This window comes from Deinococcus aerius, assembly GCF_002897375.1.
Classification (GTDB): Bacteria; Deinococcota; Deinococci; order Deinococcales; family Deinococcaceae; genus Deinococcus; species Deinococcus aerius.
In genome coordinates this window covers 313393-332606 of sequence record NZ_BFAG01000001.1, presented here as the reverse complement: position 1 = coordinate 332606, position 19214 = coordinate 313393, and the positions used below count along the sequence as shown (strand labels likewise).

The 19214-nt window shown below is 73.7% G+C and carries 9 protein-coding genes; 5 read left to right on the top strand and 4 right to left on the bottom strand.

Annotated elements, in window-relative coordinates:
* Positions 1-8: 8 nt before the first annotated feature.
* Complete coding sequence (locus tag DAERI_RS01525; protein ID WP_103127708.1) at positions 9-572, bottom strand: hypothetical protein; 564 nt, start codon at positions 570-572, stop codon at positions 9-11.
* 129 nt (positions 573-701) lie between these two features.
* Here DAERI_RS01525 and DAERI_RS01520 point away from each other — a divergent pair, with 129 nt between their 5' ends.
* Together DAERI_RS01520 and DAERI_RS01515 are read left to right on the top strand one after the other, a co-directional pair.
* Positions 702-1529, top strand: a complete 828-nt coding sequence (locus tag DAERI_RS01520) for a shikimate 5-dehydrogenase (RefSeq protein ID WP_103127707.1) — start codon at positions 702-704, stop codon at positions 1527-1529.
* A 77-nt stretch (positions 1530-1606) separates the two neighbouring features.
* Entirely contained in the window at positions 1607-2503 is an 897-nt protein-coding gene (locus DAERI_RS01515; protein ID WP_103127706.1) for an FRG domain-containing protein, read from the top strand.
* A 386-nt stretch (positions 2504-2889) separates the two neighbouring features.
* Here the strand turns inward: DAERI_RS01515 and DAERI_RS01510 are convergent, their stop codons facing one another.
* Positions 2890-3153 (bottom strand): acylphosphatase, encoded by a 264-nt coding sequence (locus DAERI_RS01510; protein ID WP_103127705.1) that lies wholly within the window; start codon positions 3151-3153, stop codon positions 2890-2892.
* A 185-nt stretch (positions 3154-3338) separates the two neighbouring features.
* Between DAERI_RS01510 and DAERI_RS01505 the strand changes: the two genes are divergently transcribed.
* Positions 3339-13976: a translocation/assembly module TamB domain-containing protein gene (locus DAERI_RS01505; protein WP_235610167.1), complete on the top strand. Its 10638-nt coding sequence runs from the start codon at positions 3339-3341 to the stop codon at positions 13974-13976.
* A 93-nt stretch (positions 13977-14069) separates the two neighbouring features.
* Here the strand turns inward: DAERI_RS01505 and DAERI_RS01500 are convergent, their stop codons facing one another.
* Both DAERI_RS01500 and DAERI_RS01495 read right to left on the bottom strand, forming a co-directional pair.
* A complete protein-coding gene (locus DAERI_RS01500) occupies positions 14070-14525 on the bottom strand; it encodes a hypothetical protein (protein WP_103127704.1) in 456 nt (151 codons plus the stop codon).
* Positions 14526-14641: 116 nt separating this feature from the next.
* The gene (locus DAERI_RS01495; RefSeq protein WP_103127703.1) at positions 14642-16723 is read right to left on the bottom strand and encodes an ABC-F family ATP-binding cassette domain-containing protein; all 2082 of its coding nucleotides are present in this window, start codon (positions 16721-16723) and stop codon (positions 14642-14644) included.
* A 250-nt stretch (positions 16724-16973) separates the two neighbouring features.
* Between DAERI_RS01495 and DAERI_RS01490 the strand changes: the two genes are divergently transcribed.
* Together DAERI_RS01490 and DAERI_RS01485 are read left to right on the top strand one after the other, a co-directional pair.
* A complete protein-coding gene (locus tag DAERI_RS01490) occupies positions 16974-18008 on the top strand; it encodes a LacI family DNA-binding transcriptional regulator (RefSeq protein WP_103127702.1) in 1035 nt (344 codons plus the stop codon).
* Between the two features lie 137 nt (positions 18009-18145).
* On the top strand, positions 18146-19165 hold the full coding sequence (locus DAERI_RS01485; protein ID WP_103127701.1) for a sugar ABC transporter substrate-binding protein: 1020 nt from the start codon (positions 18146-18148) through the stop codon (positions 19163-19165).
* Positions 19166-19214 lie beyond the last annotated feature (49 nt).

The following is a 19214-nucleotide window of genomic DNA, read 5'->3' as shown; positions in this document are numbered from 1 at the left end:
CAGACCGTTCAGGGACTGTTCCCCGAGCCATCCGGGCCCATCGGCGGAGTTTCGTGCGTGGCCGTCAGGCTTCCGGCGCTCCCATCCATGCCCAGCACGCCGCGCAGTTCCTCCAGGGCAGCGCGTTCCTTGTCGCTGACCTGCTCGCCGCCGATGCCCAGGAAACCGCCCTCCTTGGCAGCATGCGCGGTGCGCTCGGCCACCGACCACAGCAGGCGGCGGTAGGCGGCGGCGTCCTCGGGGCTGGCTTTGCTGCTCACCAGCCACACGGCCTGGCGCACGCCCTCCAGGCTCTGGGCGCGGGCCTCGTCCATGTTGCGGGCGCGCTCCCCCTGGGGCAGGCCCCTGGGATCGGGCGGCGTGCCCATCAGGTCGGCGGCCATCGCCTCTAGCAGGGGTGTGCGCCCCTGGCCGCTCACCTGCTCGCGGATGGCGCCCGCAATCGCCTGCGCCTCGGCGACGATGCCGGTGATCCCGCTGGGGCTGGCCGCCACGATGGCCGCGCCCGCTCGGCCGGGGCCGGTCATCACCTTGAACCACTCGTCCGGGGTGAAGTTGTCCTTGACGCTCATGAGGTCACCTTAAGCCCGGCTGTGAACCTCCGCCTTGGGGGAGCCTTCACGAGCGGAGAGTCCCGGGGTCAGGTTGGCAGATGAGGCGGCCCGGCCCCGTCGGCGGCTCTTCCCTGAAACAATGTCCCCATGCCGCGCCCCATCAGCAAGGACACCCAACTCTGCATGTCCCTCGCCGGGCGACCCGGCAACTTCGGCACCCGCTTCCACAACTTCCTGTACGAGGAACTGGGGCTGGATTACCTCTACAAGGCGTTTACGACAAGCGACCTGGGAGCGGCCATCGGCGGCGTGCGGGCGTTGGGCATCCGGGGCTGCGCGCTCTCCATGCCGTTCAAGGAGGCGTGCATCGGGTTTCTGGACGAGCTGGACCTCTCGGCGGCGGTCATTGAATCGGTGAACACCATCGTCAATACGGACGGCTGGCTCAGGGGCTACAACACCGATTACATCGCCGTGGCGAGCCTTCTGCGGTCCCACGCGGTGCCGCCCGCCTCCTCCTCCTCCTTCGTCCTGCGGGGGAGCGGCGGCATGGCGAAGGCGGTGGCGTTCGCGCTGCGGGACGCGGGCTTTCGGGACGGGGTCATTCTGGCGCGGAATCAGGAGAAGGGGGAGGCGCTGGCCCGGAGCTGCGGCTTTCGCTGGCAGGGCGAGCTGGGGAACTTGCAGCCGAGCCTCCTGATCAACGTCACACCTATCGGGATGGCGGGTGGGGCCGAGGCGGACGACCTCGCCTTTCCACCGGACGTGGTGGCGGCGGCGGAGACGGTGTTTGACGTGGTGGCGCTTCCACCCGAGACGCCGCTGATCCGGCTGGCGGGGGCGGAGGGCAAGCGGGTCATCACCGGGGCGGAGGTGATCGCCCTCCAGGCCGCCGAGCAGTTCGTCCTGTATACGGGGGTACGGCCAAGCGACGAGCAGGTGCGCCGGGCCGCCGAGTACGCCTCGGCACCGTAACCCCGTGACCCAAGCGCGAGCATCAGGCAACGTTTACCGTCCCCGACGCCCACCCCGCCCGCCCGTATGGTGGGCTCATGGACGAGATCAGGGTCTCCTCGTGGCTGGACCTGCACGAGGTGCTGTACGGGGGGGCGTGGAATCAGGGGCTGCGCCGCTTCCGCTCCCCCTTCGTGTTCCGGGGGCAGGGGCGGGCGGATACCAAGCTGACCACGACCCTGCAACGGCTGGGGGGCGAGACGCGGGAGGTCGAGCGGCACCTCCTGCGGAATTTTCGCAAGTACGCCTACCGCTCGGGGGTGGACCGGGACCTCTCGTGGTACTGGCTGGCGGTGGGGCAGCATCACGGCCTGCCCACCCGGCTCCTCGACTGGACCTCCTCGCCCCTGGTGGCGATGCACTTTGCCACCGCCGAGGAGCGGCACTACGACCAGGACGGCGTGATCTGGATGACGAACTTCGTGCGGACGAATGAGACTCTGCCGGGGCCGCTGCGAGACCTCCTCACCCAGGAGGGCGCGGGGGTCTTCACGGTCGATATGCTCGCCGCCTCCTCGCGGGAGCGCCATCCGAACGGGGCTGCTCCCCTTTCCACCTTCGACCTGGGCTGGCTGGAGGACCTGGAGCGCGAGGCCGAGCAACCCTTCCTGCTGTTTCTGGAGCCGCCTTCCATCGACGAGCGGATCGTGCAGCAGTCGGCCCTCTTCTCGCTGCTGTCCAACCCGGATACGGCCCTGGACGACTGGCTGGAGGAGCGCCCCGGCATGGCCCAGAAGGTCATCGTACCCGCGGGGCTCAAGTGGGAGATCAGGGACAAGCTCGACCAGTCGGGCATCACCGAGCGCACCCTCTTCCCGGGCCTGAGCGGGCTGAGCCAGGCGCTCAGGCGCTACTACCGCGTGCCCCCCGACCCCGGGGAAACGGCCCAGGGCACCCCCGAGGATGAACGCGCCGAGCTGAACCGCCAGGGCTGAGGAGCGGGGTTTTCCTCTGTGGAAGAGGACTGGATGTATAGGCCCAACCGCCTCCTCTGGCCGCGCTCAGGTCGCCCGCCTTCCCCCTACAGGGGTCGGGAGATGTATGAAAGTCACTTGTGGAGAAAAAAGGATGTGTAGGACAGTGGAAAAAGCTCCTCCCCCTTGAGGGGGGAGGCTGGGTGGGGGTGAACAGGCAGAGCGTCCCAAGACCAGGCGGAGTGTCCAGGCACTTCTTTTCCAGTCAGGACAGCCGGGCAAGCTGACGCTTGCCACCCCTCTCCCCGACCCCCTCCCGCAGGGGGAGAGGAAGAAAAACCGCGTCCCCATCTTGCTTTTCCCACACGAGGCGAGGACTGGAACACGGACACCCCAGCCACTCCCGATCAATACACGTGAAAATCCCGCAAGCCCGTCGCCTCGCTGTACTGGGTCTGCACGTCGTCGACCCGGGCGTGGGGCGGGCCGCGCCTGAGCCAGTGGAGCAGGCGCTCCAGGTCGGCCTCCGAGCCCTCGGCGACGACCTCGACCCGCCCGTCGAGCAGGTTCTCGGCGCTGCCGCTGAGGTTCAGGTCGCGGGCGTGGCGCTGCACGTAGCGGCGGTAGCCGACACCCTGCACGGTGCCGGAGACAAGAGCGGTCAGACGCATGGGGCGCATGGTACCGGGTGGGGCCGGGGCCTGAGCGTGCGGCGGCTGACGGTCGGGCCCACCCCCACATTCTGACCGCCGCGTGAGCTTCTGGGGAGCGGCGCTCACCCGCCGAACGGTAAAGTGGGGAGGATGCCCGCCCGCCCCGTGTTCCGCGTCCCGTTCGCCCTCCCGCCGGTCCGCGCGTGACGGACTCGCCGCGTTCCACCCCCGCCCGCCCCAGGCGCAGACGCTGGCCCTGGGTCCTGCCGGGTCTTGCCGCGCTGCTGGGCCTGGCGGCCTGGTTTGCTCCCGCCCTGCTGGGGCAGTGGGCGCTGCGCCAGGCCAACAGCGGAGGCACGCGGATCACGGCGGACGGGGTGGGCGGGCCACTCTGGTCCCCGACGCTGCGCGGGGCACGGGTGCAGTTGCCGGGCGTGAGTGGCACGGCGGCGCAGGCGGGCGTGAGCGTCGCCGGGGTGGATCTGCGGAACAAGACGGTCCGCCTGAACGTGAAGGTCCGCGACGGGGCAGTGAACCTGAGCTTGGGGGACCTGCTGGGCGGCCAGAAGGGCGAGCCGGGGCAGGCGCAGGGCGGCTGGAAGGTCGTGCTGGGCGGCCTCGACGTTCAGGGCACCCGGGTGAACGTGGACGGCTCGGGCGTGAACATCCCCGATGGCCGCTTCCAGGTCACCCCGGGAAAGAACGGGGCGCTGGCCGTCCGCGGGCGGACCCCCGACGGCGACCTGAACGCCGACGTGACCGTGCGGGAGGGGAAGGCGGGGAACGTCTTCCTGCTCGATCTGGGCGCGGACGCCCGGGTGCTGAACCACTACTGGCCGGGGGTGACGGGTGGGCGCATCACCGGGCGCTACCAGTTCGGGGACGGGCCGGTGCGCGGTGACCTGAAACTCTCGAATGGCAGTGTCCGGGTGCCGGAGGCGCGGTTTGTGACGGTGCAGAATGTCTCCGGGACGGCCACGCACCGGGGCGACGACATCTCCCTGAACCTGAGCGGGCAGGGGTGGAACGGCCCGGTCACCGCGCGGGGCGGCGTGGACCTGAAGGCGCACAAGTGGACGGTGACGGCGGACGCCGAGCCTACCGTCGAGGGTCTCGCGCGGGCGCTGGGCACCACGGGCACGGGCGACCTGCGGCTGCACGTCACGGCGGGCGGGTGGGACACCGTGAGCGTGAAGGGCTCCGCGAAGGGGGCGGGCCGCTTTGCAGGCGTGCCCTTCCGGGACCTGAACGCGGAGTACACCTTCCTGAGTCACTCGGGCGGCGGGCGTCCGGCGAACGACCTCGGCTTCAGCGCGCGGACGGCGCTGGCCGGGGAGCAGATCTTGCAGGGCCGCTGGGCCTTCGGGCAGGAGGGGCAGGCCCGCTGGGAGGGTGTGTTCGCCCAGAAGCCGCTGGACGTGACGGCCAACATCGACGCTCAGAACGTGCTGAGGCTGACGGGACGGGGCCTGGGCGGACCGCTGGCGGGCACCCTGGCCCTGAAAAACCAGGAGCTGAGTGCCACCCTGAATCCCACCTACGGCGCGGCCCGGGCACGAGTCGCCCTGAGTGGCAAGCCGGCCGACCTGCGCGCCGCCATCACGGGGGGCGAGGCCGGACCCTTCGCGCTGGCGGGCACGGCGCAGTTTGACCGCGAGGGGCTGAAAGCCGACCTGGGTGCGGTGCAACTCGACCTCGACCGCAATTTCCGGGGGGCGTGGACGGCGCGGAACCTCACGGGCGCGGGGGTCACCCTCAGCGGTGGGGGCCGCCTCGACCTGACGGGCGGGGACGTGGCGGGGACGCTGGCGGCGAACGTGCCGGGCGTGACGGGCACCCTGCGCGGGCCGCTGGCCCTCAACTACCTGGAGCAGCGCGGCACCTTCACGCCGGGGGACCAGCGCCTGACCTGGCGGGGGGACGCCTTCACACTGGAGGCGCGGAACCTGCCCGTCGTGGGCGGGGCGCGGGTGAACGGCGCGGCGACGGTGACCACCACCCTTCGGGCCTTCGGCACCCTGACGGCGACCGGGAACGGCTACGCCCTCACCGCCACCGGGCGGGGCGGCGCGGCGCGGCTGCGCGGCACGGCGCGGGGCGTCACGGTGCTGGCCGACACGCGGCTCTCGAATGGGTTGCGCACCACCGCCCGGGTGCAGGGCGCGGACATCCAGGGCACCCTCAGCCTGGACCGGGGCGTGCGCTTCACCCTCACGACGGGGGGGCAGACGGCCCGGGGCGTGATCGACGGGGAGAACTGGGACGCGACGGGGCGGGTGAACCTCGCCGCGCTGCGCCCGCTGCTGGGCGTGGAGGACCTGGGGGGCACCCTCGACCTCGCGCTCGCCGGGCGGGGCGGAACGGCGCGGGTGAAGGGGACGGCGGCGGGCGGGACGGTGCGCGGCACGCTAACGCGGACGGGCGGCGCGGTGACGGCGGATCTGAGGGGCGCCCTCGCCGGGGTGACGGCCAATCTGTCCGGGCGGGTGTACCCCAACGTCCAGGCGAGCGGCACGGCCTCCTGGCAGGGGCAGACGCTGAACGCGGCCCTGAGCGGGGAGTACGGCAATCTGCGGGCGCGGCTCACGGGCCGCACGGGCGAACTCTCCTTCGCGGGGGTGACGTTGCCGGGGCAGGCGGTGAACCTGAGCGGCACCCTCACGCCCGCGCTCACGGCGAGCGGGACCTGGGGGGACCTGACGGCCCGTTACGACGCGCGCACGGGGCTGCTCTCGGTGTCGGGCCAGCAGGCGCTGACCGCGTTAGGGCAGGCCGGCCGGGTGCGGGGCGAGGCGACCTGGGGACCCGGCTTCCGGGGCAACGTGAACGCGAGGGGCGTCCTTGACCAGTACACGGTCGCGCTGCGCGGCCCCTGGCAGAACCTGAACGTGCTGCTCACCGACGGGGAGGGCCTGCGCGCGACGGGCACCGCGGCCCTCCCCACCGGGCGTTACGACCTGGACGTGCGCGGGCCGGTCGCGGGCCTGTACGTGGACGGCCACGTGACCGGCACGGGCACCGAGCCGCGCGGCACCGTGAACGTGTTCGACGGCTCGGGCGGCGGCGCCCGCGTCACCCTGCGCGGCTTTTCCGACTTCGACGTGCGTGCCCGCGGCCTGACCCTGGCCGGGCAACCCCTGAGGGGCGACCTGACCGCGCGTAACGGGGTCCTGAGCGGCGACCTGACCGCCGGACCTCTGCGCGTGCGGGCGAGTAGTGGGACCGTGACGGCGACGGGCGAGATCGCGGGCCACCGCGTCACCGCCCAGGGCCGACTGACCCTCCCGGCCACCCTGGAGAACCTGCGCGTGCGCGTCATTGGGCCCTATCTCACCGCTGAGGCGACGGGCGGCGTGGCGAACCTGCGGGGCGTGGTCCGCGTTCGCCCGCAGACCTTCGGACAGGGGACGGCGCGGGTGACGCTGCCCGCGCAGGCGTTCCCGCTGGCCGCCTCCCTCACGGGCGCGCGGGCGGACGTGGGCGGGCTGACGTACCGGGCGGGCACCTGGGGGGGCAGCGCGGAACTCCGCTACGCCCTCGCCGGACAGGGGGGCACTGTGCGCCTGGTTGGCGAGGGGGCCGGGCTGAGCGCCGTGCCCACCGGACCCCTCGGCGGGCGGGTGACGCTGCTCCCGCAGGTTGGGGGCACGCTGACCGCCCGCCTTGCCCCCCTCCTGCCGCTGCTGCCAGAATCGGTGCGGGTGCAGGTCGTGCCGGGGGAACTCGTGGCCTCTCTGACCCCACGGGGGGCGACCCTGACCACCCGGGGAACCCGCTACCTGGGTGACCCACTGAACCTGAATGGCCGGGTGGGCTGGGAGCGCGGCGTGACGGCGACGGCCACACTGACGCACCCGGACGCGCGGGCCAGCCTGCGCTATGACGGGCGGGACCTGACGGTGCGTGGGGCGCGGCTGGACGCCCGGCTCCTGCGGCCCCTGGCGGAAGCGAGCGGCACGGTGACCGCGGACCTGACGGTGCCGGGGCTCGACCTCAGCCGGGCGAGCGGCGGAGCGCGGGTGAACGTGACGGCGGCAGGACAGCCGGTTACTGGAACCGTCTCACTGGCGGGCGGGCAACCGGTGGCCGACCTGCGGGCGGGGCCGCTGCGCCTGACCGTTCGGGACGGGCGGGTGAATGCCAGCGGCGAACTCGCGGGCCACCGTCTCGACGCGAAGGCGCAGTTGACTGGACTCACGAACCTGAGCGATCTGCGGGTTGCCATCCACGGGCCCTACCTCACCGCGAGCGTGGCGGGGGACCTCGCCCGGCTGCGCGGCTCGCTGCGGTTGAGGCGGCAGACCTACGGGGCGGGTGGGGCGGGCCTGAACCTCCCCTCCCAGACGCTGCCGCTGACCGCCTCGGTGACGGGGGGGCGGCTCGGGCTGGGCGGGCTGACGTACGCGGGTGGGCGCTGGAGCGGACGCGCGGGCCTGCGCTACAGCCTGGGTGGCCGGGAGGGAACGCTGGGCCTCGTCGGGGAGGGCGCGGGACTCGCCGCCCTCCCCTCCGGCCCGCTGGGCGGACGGGTGGCGCTGCTTCCCCGGCTCGGGGGCACCCTGACCGCCGACCTCGCCCCCTTCCTCACGGCACTCCCGGCGGCTGTGCGGGCGGAGGTCGTGCCGGGACGGCTCGTCGCGCAGGTGAGGGCGGACGGGGCGACGGTGGGCACTCAGGGCACCCGTTACCAGGGCGATCCCCTCAACCTGGCCGGGCAGGTGAACTGGCGCGGGCGGGTGACGGCCTCGGCGGACCTGACCCACCCGGGCACCGTCATTCCGCTGCGCTACGACGGCCAGAACCTCACCATCCCGGGGGCCGAGGTGGACGCGCGCTTCCTGCGCCCCGTGCTGGAGGCGACGGGCCACGTCACGGCGAACCTGACGGTGCCGGGGCTCGACTTCGGGCGGGCGAACGGGCAGGCGCGGGTGGACCTGACGGCGGCGGGCCAGCGGGCGGTCGGCGGGGTGACGCTCGCGCGCGGGCAACTGTCCGCCGACCTGACGAGCGACCTCGCCGGGCTGGACGTGCGGGTGCGCGGGCCCCTCTACCCCCGGGCGGACGCCGTGCTGAACGTCGGCGACGTGCGGGGCACTCTGAGCGGGAACGCGGCGGAAACGCTCACCCTGCGCGCCGCCGGGACGTATCAGGGCCGGGCCCTCAACCTGACCGCCGTGGGGCGAGCGCTGACCGAACCGGACGCGGCGGCGACCCTGCGGGCCACGGTCGCCGGGGCTAACGTGAACCTCGACGTGCACCGGGAGAGGGACGACTGGCGGGCCAGCGGCACGTTCGCCGCGCCGGACCTGCGGGCACTGGCGGGCACGGCGGGGCAGGTCAGCGGCACCGTCGGCGGCACCCTGCGGAACCTGCGGGTGAACGCGGCTGGCGACGTAGCGGGGGCGACGTTCCAGGCTCCGGCGACGTTCTCGGGCGGCGTGCTGCGGCTGAACGGGGCGACGGCCAGCCTCTCCCTCGGGAGTCTGCGGGCGAGCGGGCCAGTCTTCCCCACCCTGGCGCTGAGCGCGAAGGCCACGCTCCGTCAGGGGCTGCCGGGCACCTACACCGTGCAGGCGCGCGGGACGCTCGGCAAGCCGGAGGTGACCGCGCAGGGCACGCTGACGAACGGAACGGATGGCCTCCAGGCGGGCGGCTCGCGCCTCACCGCGCGGCTGCTGGGCCGGGACTGGAAGCTGAACGTGATGGGGGAACCGCTCGCCGGATTCGTGCGGGGCCAGCTCGGGGGCGGGGCGCTCGGCGGATTGCAGGACAGCCGCCTGAACGTCCACACGGCCTTCCTGTCGGGTCAGACGCGGGTGCGGCTCGACGGTGTGACCGGGTGGAACGCGCGGCGCGGGTGGCTGGGCCGCCTGCGGGCGGTGGGGAACGTGCCGGGCGGGGCGCTCGACGCGACGCTGAACGGGTCGGGTGCCCTCGCCCTGGCGGGCAGCGTGGGTCCGGCGCGGGTGGCCGGGAGCTTCCCGGCGAGCCTCCCCCTCCGGCCGGGCGGCACCCTCGACCTCACCGCCCTGGATGTCGGGGCGCTGTGGGGACGGGCGGGGCAACTGCGGGCCACGGGCCGCGCGACCCTGACCGGACCGGGCTGGGACCGGCTGGCGGCGACCTTCGCGGGCCGACTGACCGACACGGCGGGCGAGCTGAGCGGCGACCTGGGCGCGACGTACGGGGCCGGGGACTTGGCCGTGCGGCTGGCGGGCGAGCGGCTGACGGGGAACGCGGCGCTGAGCGGCGGACGCTACGAGGTGTCCCTGCGGGCCCAGCCCGTGCGCCTGGCGCGGCTGCTGCCCCCCGGCTGGGACGTGGACGCGCTGACCTTCGCCGGGACGGTGCGCGCTTCGGGGGACCTGGCGGGTGGCCCCTCGCTCGTCGAGGCCCGGAACCTCGCGCTGCGGGGCGAGCAGGGGCGGGTGGGACCCTTCGGCCTGTTCGGCCAGGCCACCCTGATCCGCCGGGCCGGGCAGCCCGATGTGCTGGAGGCCGCGCTCGACGGCAGCCTGCTCGGCGGGGTGCTGAAGGCCAGCGGAACCCTCCCGGCGGGCGTGCGCGTGACGGCGCGGGACGTGAACGCCAGGGCCTTCGGCGCGGGAACGGTGAACGCCGACCTCACCCTCAGCGGGCCGCTGGAGGACCTGCTCGTCGCGGGAAGTGCCTCCACCCTGGCGGACACCTTCGACGCCCGGGTGGCGCTCTCGGGTCCGCTGCGGGACGCTCGGGCGAATGCGCGGGTGACCCTGAAGGGCCAGGGCCGGGCCGGAACGCTCTACGCCGAGGCGAGCGACCTCAACCTCGGGGCGGGGACCGTCCGGGCGCACGTGTACGGCACGGCGCGGCAGGGCGGGAACGAGGTGCGGCTCGACCTGAACGGGGCGTGGCCCCGGCTGGCGGGCACGGCGACCGCCACCGTCTCCGGCCTCCCCTCCCCCGTCACCCTCAGCGGCGATGGACGGGGAGGCTACACCCTGAACGCCGGAACGCTCGGCTCCGGCCAGGTCACCCTCACCCCCGGCCAGGGGTTCCTCCCCGCGCTCGCCGGGGGGCTCCGCCTGACCCCACTCGCGCTGGTCAACGGCACGGGGACGGCGACGGCGGACGTGACCCTCTCGGGCACCCTGGCCGCGCCCCGCCTGGCCGCGACGCTGACCACCCGGAATGCGGCGGTGACGGGCGTGACTCTTGCGGACACGGCTGGAACGATCACGGGTACCCCCAGCGATCTGCGCGGCACGCTGACCCAGGCCGGGGCGACCGTCGCCACATTGGAGGGGCGGACCCTCACCCTCAGCGGCCTGACGGCGAGCGCGGCGGGGAGCACCCTGCGCGCAACGGGGGCCGCCGGGCTGAACGGCACCGCCGACCTCACGCTCACGGCGAGCGGCGTGGTGGACGGCAACGTGCGGGCCGCGTACCAGGCCCGCGCCCTGGAGGTCAGGGGCAGCGTGACCACGCAAGGGCTGCGGACGGCGCTGGACCTGAACGCCGACCCCTTCACGGGATGGCACGGGACCGCGCGGGTGACGGGCGGGCCGAATGGCGTTCTCACCGACGCGGCGAACCTGGCGGTCTCCGGTCCCCTCGCGCACCCGCTCGTGACGGGCGAGGCGGGTCTGCTGGGGGCGGGTGCGCGGCTGGTGGCGAACGCGGACGGCGTGCAGCTCCGGCTGGTGGACGGCCCCGGCGCGACGGCGAGCGGCGTGGTCGAGGTCCGCCCGGATGAGCAGGGGAACTGGCGCTGGCTGGGCACGGCGGCCCTCACCCGCCCGGAACTCAGCCTGAGCGTCACGCCGAGAGGTGCCCTCGCCGACCCCACCCTCACCCTCAGCGTGCGGCGGGGCGAGTGGCGGGCGGCGGGCACGGCGGGCCTGCGCTCGGCGGACCTCACCGTGACCGATGGCCTCGCCCCGGGGAGCGTGACCTGGAACGCGGGCACCGTGCGGGCGAACCTCCCCGGCCTGGACCTCGGGCGCCTGGGCGTGCCACGGGTCGGCGGGCGGCTCACGGCGAGCGGGACGCTGGAGCCCGCCACGGGGAACGGACGGGTGAATGTGCGGGTGGCGGACGCGACCTCGGACCTCACCATTCCCTACCTGGGCGTCACGCTGGCGGGCGACCTGGCGGCGGACGTGACCCTGGCGGGTGGGCGGCCCCAGGTGCGGGCGAGCGCGACCCTGCCCGCCGGGGTGGTGAGCGTGAGCGCCGCTCAGCGTGAGGGGGGCTGGACCGGCACCCTGAGCGGCACGCTGAGGCGGGAGGACGGGACCCTGACGGCGAGCGTCCTCTCCGGCCCGGCGGGGCTGACAGGCTCGGTGACGGCGGCGCGCTACCCGCTGAGCGCCCTGGGGCAGGACGTGCGGCTGGAGGGGGGCGTCACCCTGGGGGGGCAGACCTTCCGGGCGGACCTCACGGCGGGGAACGCGGTGGGCGAGGCGCGGCTGACCGGGGACGGCGGCCTGGCCGACCTGCTCCCCGCCCTGGGCGCCCTGGGCGACCTGCGCCCCACCGGGGAGGGCTACCAGCTTCGGGCGCGGCTCGACGACGTGGACCTGGGGCGGCTGGGGCTCGCGCCGGGGCTGGGGGGCCGGGTGAGCGGCGAGGCGAACATCCAGGACGGCGGCGGCACGGTCGTCGTGAGCAGCCCGGCCCTGAGCATCGGGCAAAAGCAGCTCGGCGCGCGGGTGGAGGGCACCCTGGTCGGCGGCGACTGGCGCCTGCGCGGCTTCCTGGGCGAGACGGACTTCTTCGCCAGCCTGACGGGGGGCACCCTGAGCGGGCGGGCCACCCTCCAGGCGCTGCCGCTGGGCGCAGTCGTCGGGGCGATCACCGGCACCCCCGTGGGCGAGGGCGTGGTGACGGGCGTGGCCCGCTTCAGCCTGCCGCTCGCCGACCCCGCCGCGGGCAGCGCCACCGTGGTCGCCGAGCGCATCCGCGTGACCGCCACGAGCGGTACGGGCGCGGACGCCGTGACCGAGACGCTGACGGGCACGGGCACGCTGGACTACGCGGCGCGGGAGCTGCGGAACGTGGACATCCAGCTCTCCGGGGCGGGGACCTGGGACGTGCGCGGCGGCTACACCCGCCAGCGGGTGGACCTCAGCGCCCGGTTCACGAACACGACCTTCACCCCGGTGCTGCGGCTGGTGCCGGGCCTGGCGGGCCTCACGCCCTCGCTCAAGGGGAGCGTGACCCTCACGGCGGCGGGCACCTACGACCGCCCGCGCGGGGGGCTGCGGGCGCAGAACCTGGTCGGCAGCGTGGCGGGCCTGAGCCTCCAGATTCCCTCCCTGGCGGGAGACCTGCCGGACTCCGGGGCCTTCAGCGCGTCCGGGCGCATCCTGACGGGCGGCACGGTGGGCAGCGACGGCACCGTGGACCTGCGCGGGCAGTTCACGCTGGGGCGGCTGTCGGGCACGCGGGCGACGTTCACCGGGCTGCTCGCCCCGCAGGCGCTCGGGGCGCTGCCGAACACGACGGTGACGGTCACCCAGGCGAGCGAGACGCGCTGGACGGTGGACGCGGGGAGCCGCACCCCCGCCACGGCGACCACTCCGGCGGGCACCCTGCGGCTGACCGGCACGCTCGCCCCGCGGCCCGACCTCACCCTGACCGCGCGGGGGTACAACCTGCCGCTCGCCGCGGTCTACGCCCGCGAGAGCCTGCTGAGCGCCGACCTGCGCGCGGTGGACGACGGCACCTTCGTCCGGGTGAGCGGGGCGGCGAACTTCACCCGGCTCACGCTGGGGCGCCCGAACGCGCCGACCACCCTGCCCGCGCCGGGACAGGCGGGGGGCACGGGCGGCGGCACGAACGGGCGCACGACCGACGACTTCCCCAGCCCGCTGCCCCCCGAGTACACGACCTTCCCCAAGCCCGCCCCGGACACCCCGGAGGACCGCCCGGCCCCGCCCTTCCTGGAGCGCGTGGTCTTCGAGGACATCCCCATCCGGGCGCCGAACGGGATTCGGGTGGACGAGGCGCTCGCCCGCGCCGAGTTCAGCGGGAACCTGGTGCTGTCGGGCACGGGCGCTCGGCCCCTGCTGCGCGGGGACGTGGTGGCCCAGCGCGGCACGCTGTTCCTGCGCGAGAACGAGTTCACCCTCCGCAGCGGCCAGGTGACGTTCGGGGGCGACGGCATCCTGCCCACCTTCTCCGCCCTCGCCAGCGGCACGGTGCCCGACAGCATCAGCGGGCGGCGGGTGCCCGTCACACTCGACGTTCAGGGCGGCTTCCGCCTGCTGCCCAGCGGCGAGAACGCGCTGGACCTGCGCACCACCCTGAGCTGCACGGCGGCGGGGGGCGCCTGCACCGACCCGGCGACCGGCAATCCCTACACCGAGGCGCAGCTCTACGCGCTCGTGGCGACGGGCGTGCCCGACCTCCAGGCGCTGCCCGCGAACCTCGCCTCGCTGGGCACCAGCGCCCTGCAAACCGCGCTGAACGTCTTCGTGCTGGGCGAGATCGAGCGCAACGTGGCCCGCGCCCTGGGCCTCGACGTGTTCCGCTTCACGCCCAACCTGCTGACCTCTGACGGCTCGCTTGGCGCGACGCTGACGCTGGGGTCGTACCTCACCCGTGACCTGTACCTGCAATACCAGGTGGACCTGAACGGGCGGGGCCTGCTCGACGCCACCTACAGCACCCCGGACGGCCGGGTGACCTTTAAAGTCAGCACCCCCCTGAACGGCCTCAACCTGGAATCCGTGCGCCCCAGCTTCAGCGCCGCGTACAACTTCAACCGCCGGGCGAGCGTGAGCCTGGGCGTGCAGAACGACGAGGACAGCACGAAGCTGCGGTTCGGGGTGACGTACCGGCTGTTTGCGAGGTAGCGGTCAGCTTTCAGTGGTCAGCCATCAGAAAGAGAGGCGCCCCAGCATGAGCCAGGGCGTCTCTTTCTTCTTTTGCTGATCGCTGACCGCTTCCTACCGCCCCACCGTCGCGCTCGCCCGGGGCTCCAGCGCGTAGAAGGCGACCACGGCGACGAGGGTGCCCACCCAGCCCGGCGCGGTGCCCAAGGAGAGTTCGAAGGGGCGCCCGAGGACCGTGCTGCCGAGCTGGCCCTGGAGCTTCTCGCCCTGCTGCTGGGCCACGACGTTCCAGCCCACGATGGGTTCGCCGAGAAAGCCGGTCACCCGGTCCACCCCGCGCAGCACGAGCTTCTGGTTGCCCACCTGGCCGCGCAGCTCGCCCTCCTCCAGCTCGATGCGCACAGGCTCGTCGCCGACGGTGCCCTGCACGCCGCGCTCGGTGATCTCCAGCTCGATGTCCTTGCCGTACAGCCTGCCACCCGCGCGGCCCGAGATGCGGTCGCCGTCGATGGCGCAGCGCACGGCGTACCCGTCCGCGCCGCCGACTCGGCCCCTGATCAGATCTTCCATGCCGGGGAGTATAGCGGGGAGGCGGGGAGTGGGGGGTGGGCAGTGGGAACAGCCAGGGCCCGTTCTCCTGCATGCCGGAAAAGGAACTGGGGCGCTCGCCCTGACCCACCTCCCACCTACCCCTGACGGTGCCCCACCACCCCGGTCCGCTCGAAGTACGCCCGCCGCATCAGCACCGGGCCGCCCTCGCCCAGCCGCGCCCGGCCCACGTTCCAACGCTCGAACAGGATGCGGAGGGCCCCGCCGAGGAGCGCCGCGCCGTACCAGCCCGGCGGCGCCTCGGAAAAGCGCAGCGTCTCCCCGTCCCAGGCGAGGTGGGGGCACGTCTCGTCGCGGGCGGCCCAGAACATGCCGCCGCGCTCGCCGAGCCTCTGCGCGCGGACCGTGAGCGGCGGCTCTCGAACCTGGGCGTCGAACTGGGGCGTGGCGTAGGCTTCCCCGTACAGGCCGTACAGGTGCGTCTGAAGCTGATGCGACTGAGCCCGCAGCCGGGCCTCCTCTCGCCCGCTGAGAGTGCCGGGTGGGGCGTCGAGCTGGCGGCGCACATCCGCGAGTTGCGCCTCGATGGACACGAGGCGCTGACGGGGGGTGGGGGGCGGCGGGGGCGGGGGGGGATCGCCCGTGAGGATGCGGGCCGGGTCGCTGTACTCGCGGGACCCCCAGCCGTGGGGCTCACGCAGGGTGCCGTCCTCGATCACCCACAGGCGGTTGGCGACCTCGCGGGCGAAGCGGCGGTCGTGGGTGACGATCACGACCGCGCCGCCGTAGGCGTGGACGGCCGCCTCCAGCGCGAGCAGCGCCTCCACGTCGAGGTGGTTCGTCGGCTCGTCGAGGAGCAGCAGATCGGCGCGCAGGGCGCTCACGAACGCGAGGCCCGCCCGCGCCCGCTCGCCGCCGCTCAGCACCTCGGGCGTCTTGGCCCAATCATCAGCCCTAAACCCCGCGCGTCCCAGCAGCGCGTTCGCCCGCTCCCCGAACCGCCGCTCGAACTGTGCCCGCAGCCCCTCGCCGGGCGTCAGGCCGTGCCAGGTCTGGTCGAGGCTGGCGACGGTGACCCCATTCGCCACGCGCAGCACGGGCTCGGGCGGGCCGGGATCGGGGTGGAGGTCCCCGGCGAGGAGGCGCATCAGCGTGGTCTTGCCCGTGCCGTTCGCCCCCATCAGCGCCACCCGGTCCCCCTGCCGCAGCTTGAAGGCCACGCCCCGCAGGACCACTCGATTGCCGTACGTCTTGGAGAGGTGTTCGCCCCAGGACACGAGCCTCGCCCGCGCCGTGCCCGCCAGCAGCCGCATCCGAATCTGCCGCTCGGGGAGGGGGGCCTCGGGAAGGTGAACGCGCTCGGCCCGGGTCCTCACCGCGCGGGAGCGGCGGCCCCACTCGTCGAGCCGCTCGGCGCTCCCCACGAGGCGCTGGGCCTCCCGCTGACCCAGGCGAGAGGCGCGTTCCTGGGTGCGGCGTTCGAGGTCGCGTTGGGCGCGGGCGCGGGAGTAGCCGCCGACATATTCGGTTCCCTCCCCATTCTCCAGCCACAGGCTGCGCCCCGCCACCACGTCCAGGAAGTCGCGGTCGTGGCTGGTCAGCACCACCCCGCCCCGGAAGTCGCGCAGCCAGCCCTCCAGCCACTCGCGCATGCGGATGTCGAGGTGGTTGGTGGGCTCGTCGAGGAGCAGCAGGTCCGGTTCGCGGGCCAGCGCCAGCGCGAGGGCCAGCCGGGTGCGCTCCCCGCCGGAGAGGGTCGCCGCCTCGCGGTTCAGAAAGCGCGTGAGGTCGAGCATCCCCAGCACCCGGGCGGTGCGGGCGGGCCAGGTGTAGGCCTGGGCGTCCTCCAGCCGGGCGTGGAGCGCCGCCCAGGCCGCCAGCGTCTCGGGATTCCCCAGGTTCGCCTCCAGCGCGAGGAGTTCCGCCTCCAGGTCGCGGTAGGGGTGCGCCGCGTCCACCAGCTCCCGCACCGTGAGGCCGGGCGGATGCGCGTGGTGCTGCTCCAGCACGGCCATCCGCAGTCCGGGTGCCCGCCAGACCGTCCCCTCCTCGGGCACGAGGTCGCCGGTCAGGACGCGCAGCAGGGTGGTCTTGCCCGCCCCGTTGCGGCCCAGCAGCGCCAGCCGCTCCCCCGTCCCGACCGAGAGCGACACATCCGCCAGCACGGCCCGCTCCCCGAACGTCACGGTCACGGCTTTGGCGGAGAGGAGGGTGCCCATCGGGGGCAGGCTAGCGCAGGGCCGCCGACTCCCGCCTGCTCCTCCCCCCAATCCGGCCTTCCCGCCGGGTTCAAAGCGGGGCCTTGACATTCTTCACAGAATGACTGACACTGCTCCCATCAAGGACTGAAATCGATTGCAGTTCGGCCGAAGCCAGGCCACTGCACCCCCTTCCTGTCCCCGATGGGCCGCGCAAGCGCGGGACTCCCGTGGCCCACCTCGTCCCTCTCTCAGAAATGGAAACGATTGCATGACTGGACTGGAGGATGTTGCCAAACTCGCCGGGGTTTCCCCCGCCACCGCGTCGCGGGCGCTCTCGCGGCCGGAACTCGTGGCCGAGGCGACCCGGGAGCGGGTGCGGGAGGCGGCGCGGACGCTGGGGTATCAGCCCAACGTGCTCGCCCGCAGCCTGCGCCAGCGCGGGAGCCGCGCCCTGGGGCTGGTGATCACCGACATCCTCAACGCCTTTCACGCCACGCTCGCCAAGGCGGTGCAGGACGTGGCGGACGCGCAGGGCTACACGCTGCTGATGTTCAACACCGACGAGGAGCCCGCCAAGGAGCGCCGGGCCTTCGAGACGCTGCGCGGGCACCTGCCGCAGGGCCTGATCGTGGTGCCCACGCCCGCCACCCACCGCAACCTGGACCTGCTGCCGGGGCTGCCCGTGGTCGAACTCGACCGGGCGAGCGGGCGGGCGGGCGCCTACACGGTGATGGTGGACAACGAGGTCGGCGCGTACCGGGCGGTCACGCACCTCGCCGCGCTGGGGCACCGCCGCATCGGGATGATCGTGGGGCGGCTGGACATCTCCACCGCCGTCGAGCGGCACGAGGGCTACCGCCGGGCGCTGCTGGAGGCGGGGCTCCCCTACCGCCCCGAACTCGTGCTGCCCGGCGATCACCGCGAGGCGGGCGGGCGCGCCGCCGCCCACACCCTGCTCACCCTGCCCCCCGCCGAGCGCCCCACCGCGCTGTTTGTCGGCAACAACGAGATGACGGTGGGCGCCGTCCTCGCCACCCGCGACCTGGGCCTGCGCCTGCCCGGGGACCTCTCCCTCGTGGGCTTCGACGACTCGCGCTGGGCGCAGACGATCCTCCCCGCCCTCACGGTGGTCGCGCAGCCCGCCTACGAGCTGGGGGCGCTGGCCTGCCAGACCCTGCTCGCGCGGCTGGCGGGCGAACCCGTGCCGACCTCCGTGCGGCTCCAGACCACCCTTATCGAGCGGGACTCGGTGGCGCCTCCCCCCGCGGGGCGGCCCCTCTCCCAGACGGCGGGTTCCGCATGAGCCCCCGGCAGAGCCCCGAAGTCGTCCAACCTGTCCCTCACCGGCTGGAGGCCCGCCCCATGCCCGGCCCCTGACCCCCGCGCCTTCCCTTCCTGTCCGCCCCCGGCCCTCCGCCCCCATTCCCCCAGGAGAAGACCATGCGTACCCCTTCCAAGATCGTGACCGCCTCGCTCGCCGCCGCCACTGTCCTCGGGCTCGCGCTCGCGCAGGGCAATCAGCCTGTCGTGGGGCTCATCACGAAGACGGACACCAACCCCTTCTTCGTGAAGATGAAGGAGGGCGCCCAGCAGCAGGCCAGCAAGCTCGGGGCGAGGCTGCTCACGGCGGCGGGCAAGTCGGACGGCGACAACGCCGGGCAGGTCGCCGCCATCGAGAACATGGTGGGCGCGGGCGCCAAGACCATCCTGATCACCCCCAGCGACGCCCGGGCCATCGTGCCCGCGATTCAGAAGGCGCGGGCGCAGGGCGTGCAGGTGATCGCCCTCGACTCGCCGACCGACCCTCCCAGCGCGGTGGACGCGCTCTTCGCCACCAACAACTTCCAGGCGGGCGTGCTGATCGGGCGCTACGCGAAGGCGATGATGGGGAGTAAGCCCCTCAAGGTCGCCACCATCGACCTCTTCCCGGGGGCGGCGGTGGGCGTGCTGCGCCACAACGGCTTCCTGGCGGGGCTGGGCGTGAAGAATAACGGTCAGGCCATCACCGACAAGCTGACGACCCAGGTGTCGGGCGGGGTCGTGGTGTGCTCGCAAGACGGCTTCGGCGACCAGGCCAAGGGGCAGACCGCGATGGAGAACTGCCTCCAGAAAAACCCCGACATCAACCTCGTGTACACGATCAACGAGCCCTCGGGCTACGGCGCCTACCAGGCCCTGAAGAACGCGGGCAAGGAGAAGGACGTGATGATCGTCTCGGTGGACGGCGGCTGCAACGGCGTGCGCGGGGTGCAGAGCGGCGTCTTCGCGGCGACGAGCCAGCAGTACCCGCTGAAGATGGCGGCGATGGGCGTCGAGGCGGGCGTGCAGTACGCCAAGACCGGCAAGAAGGTCAAGAGCGGCTACACCGACACCGGCGTCACCCTGATCGCGGCCAAGGCCGCCCCCGGCGTGCCCAGCAGGAACGTGCAGTACGGCCTCGCCAACTGCTGGGGCAAGTGAGCCGCTAAGCCGCGCGAGGAGCGGCTGACGCGCCCGGGGAAGGTCTGCT

Excerpts from the sequence above, each read along its gene's own strand:
- DAERI_RS01525 (WP_103127708.1), bottom strand. The coding sequence starts at position 572 with ATGAGCGTCAAGGACAACTTCACCCCGGACGAGTGGTTCAAGGTGATG.
- DAERI_RS01520 (WP_103127707.1), top strand. The coding sequence starts at position 702 with ATGCCGCGCCCCATCAGCAAGGACACCCAACTCTGCATGTCCCTCGCC.
- DAERI_RS01515 (WP_103127706.1), top strand. The coding sequence starts at position 1,607 with ATGGACGAGATCAGGGTCTCCTCGTGGCTGGACCTGCACGAGGTGCTG.
- DAERI_RS01510 (WP_103127705.1), bottom strand. The coding sequence starts at position 3,153 with ATGCGTCTGACCGCTCTTGTCTCCGGCACCGTGCAGGGTGTCGGCTAC.
- DAERI_RS01500 (WP_103127704.1), bottom strand. The coding sequence starts at position 14,525 with ATGGAAGATCTGATCAGGGGCCGAGTCGGCGGCGCGGACGGGTACGCC.
- DAERI_RS01495 (WP_103127703.1), bottom strand. The coding sequence starts at position 16,723 with ATGGGCACCCTCCTCTCCGCCAAAGCCGTGACCGTGACGTTCGGGGAG.
- DAERI_RS01490 (WP_103127702.1), top strand. The coding sequence starts at position 16,974 with ATGACTGGACTGGAGGATGTTGCCAAACTCGCCGGGGTTTCCCCCGCC.
- DAERI_RS01485 (WP_103127701.1), top strand. The coding sequence starts at position 18,146 with ATGCGTACCCCTTCCAAGATCGTGACCGCCTCGCTCGCCGCCGCCACT.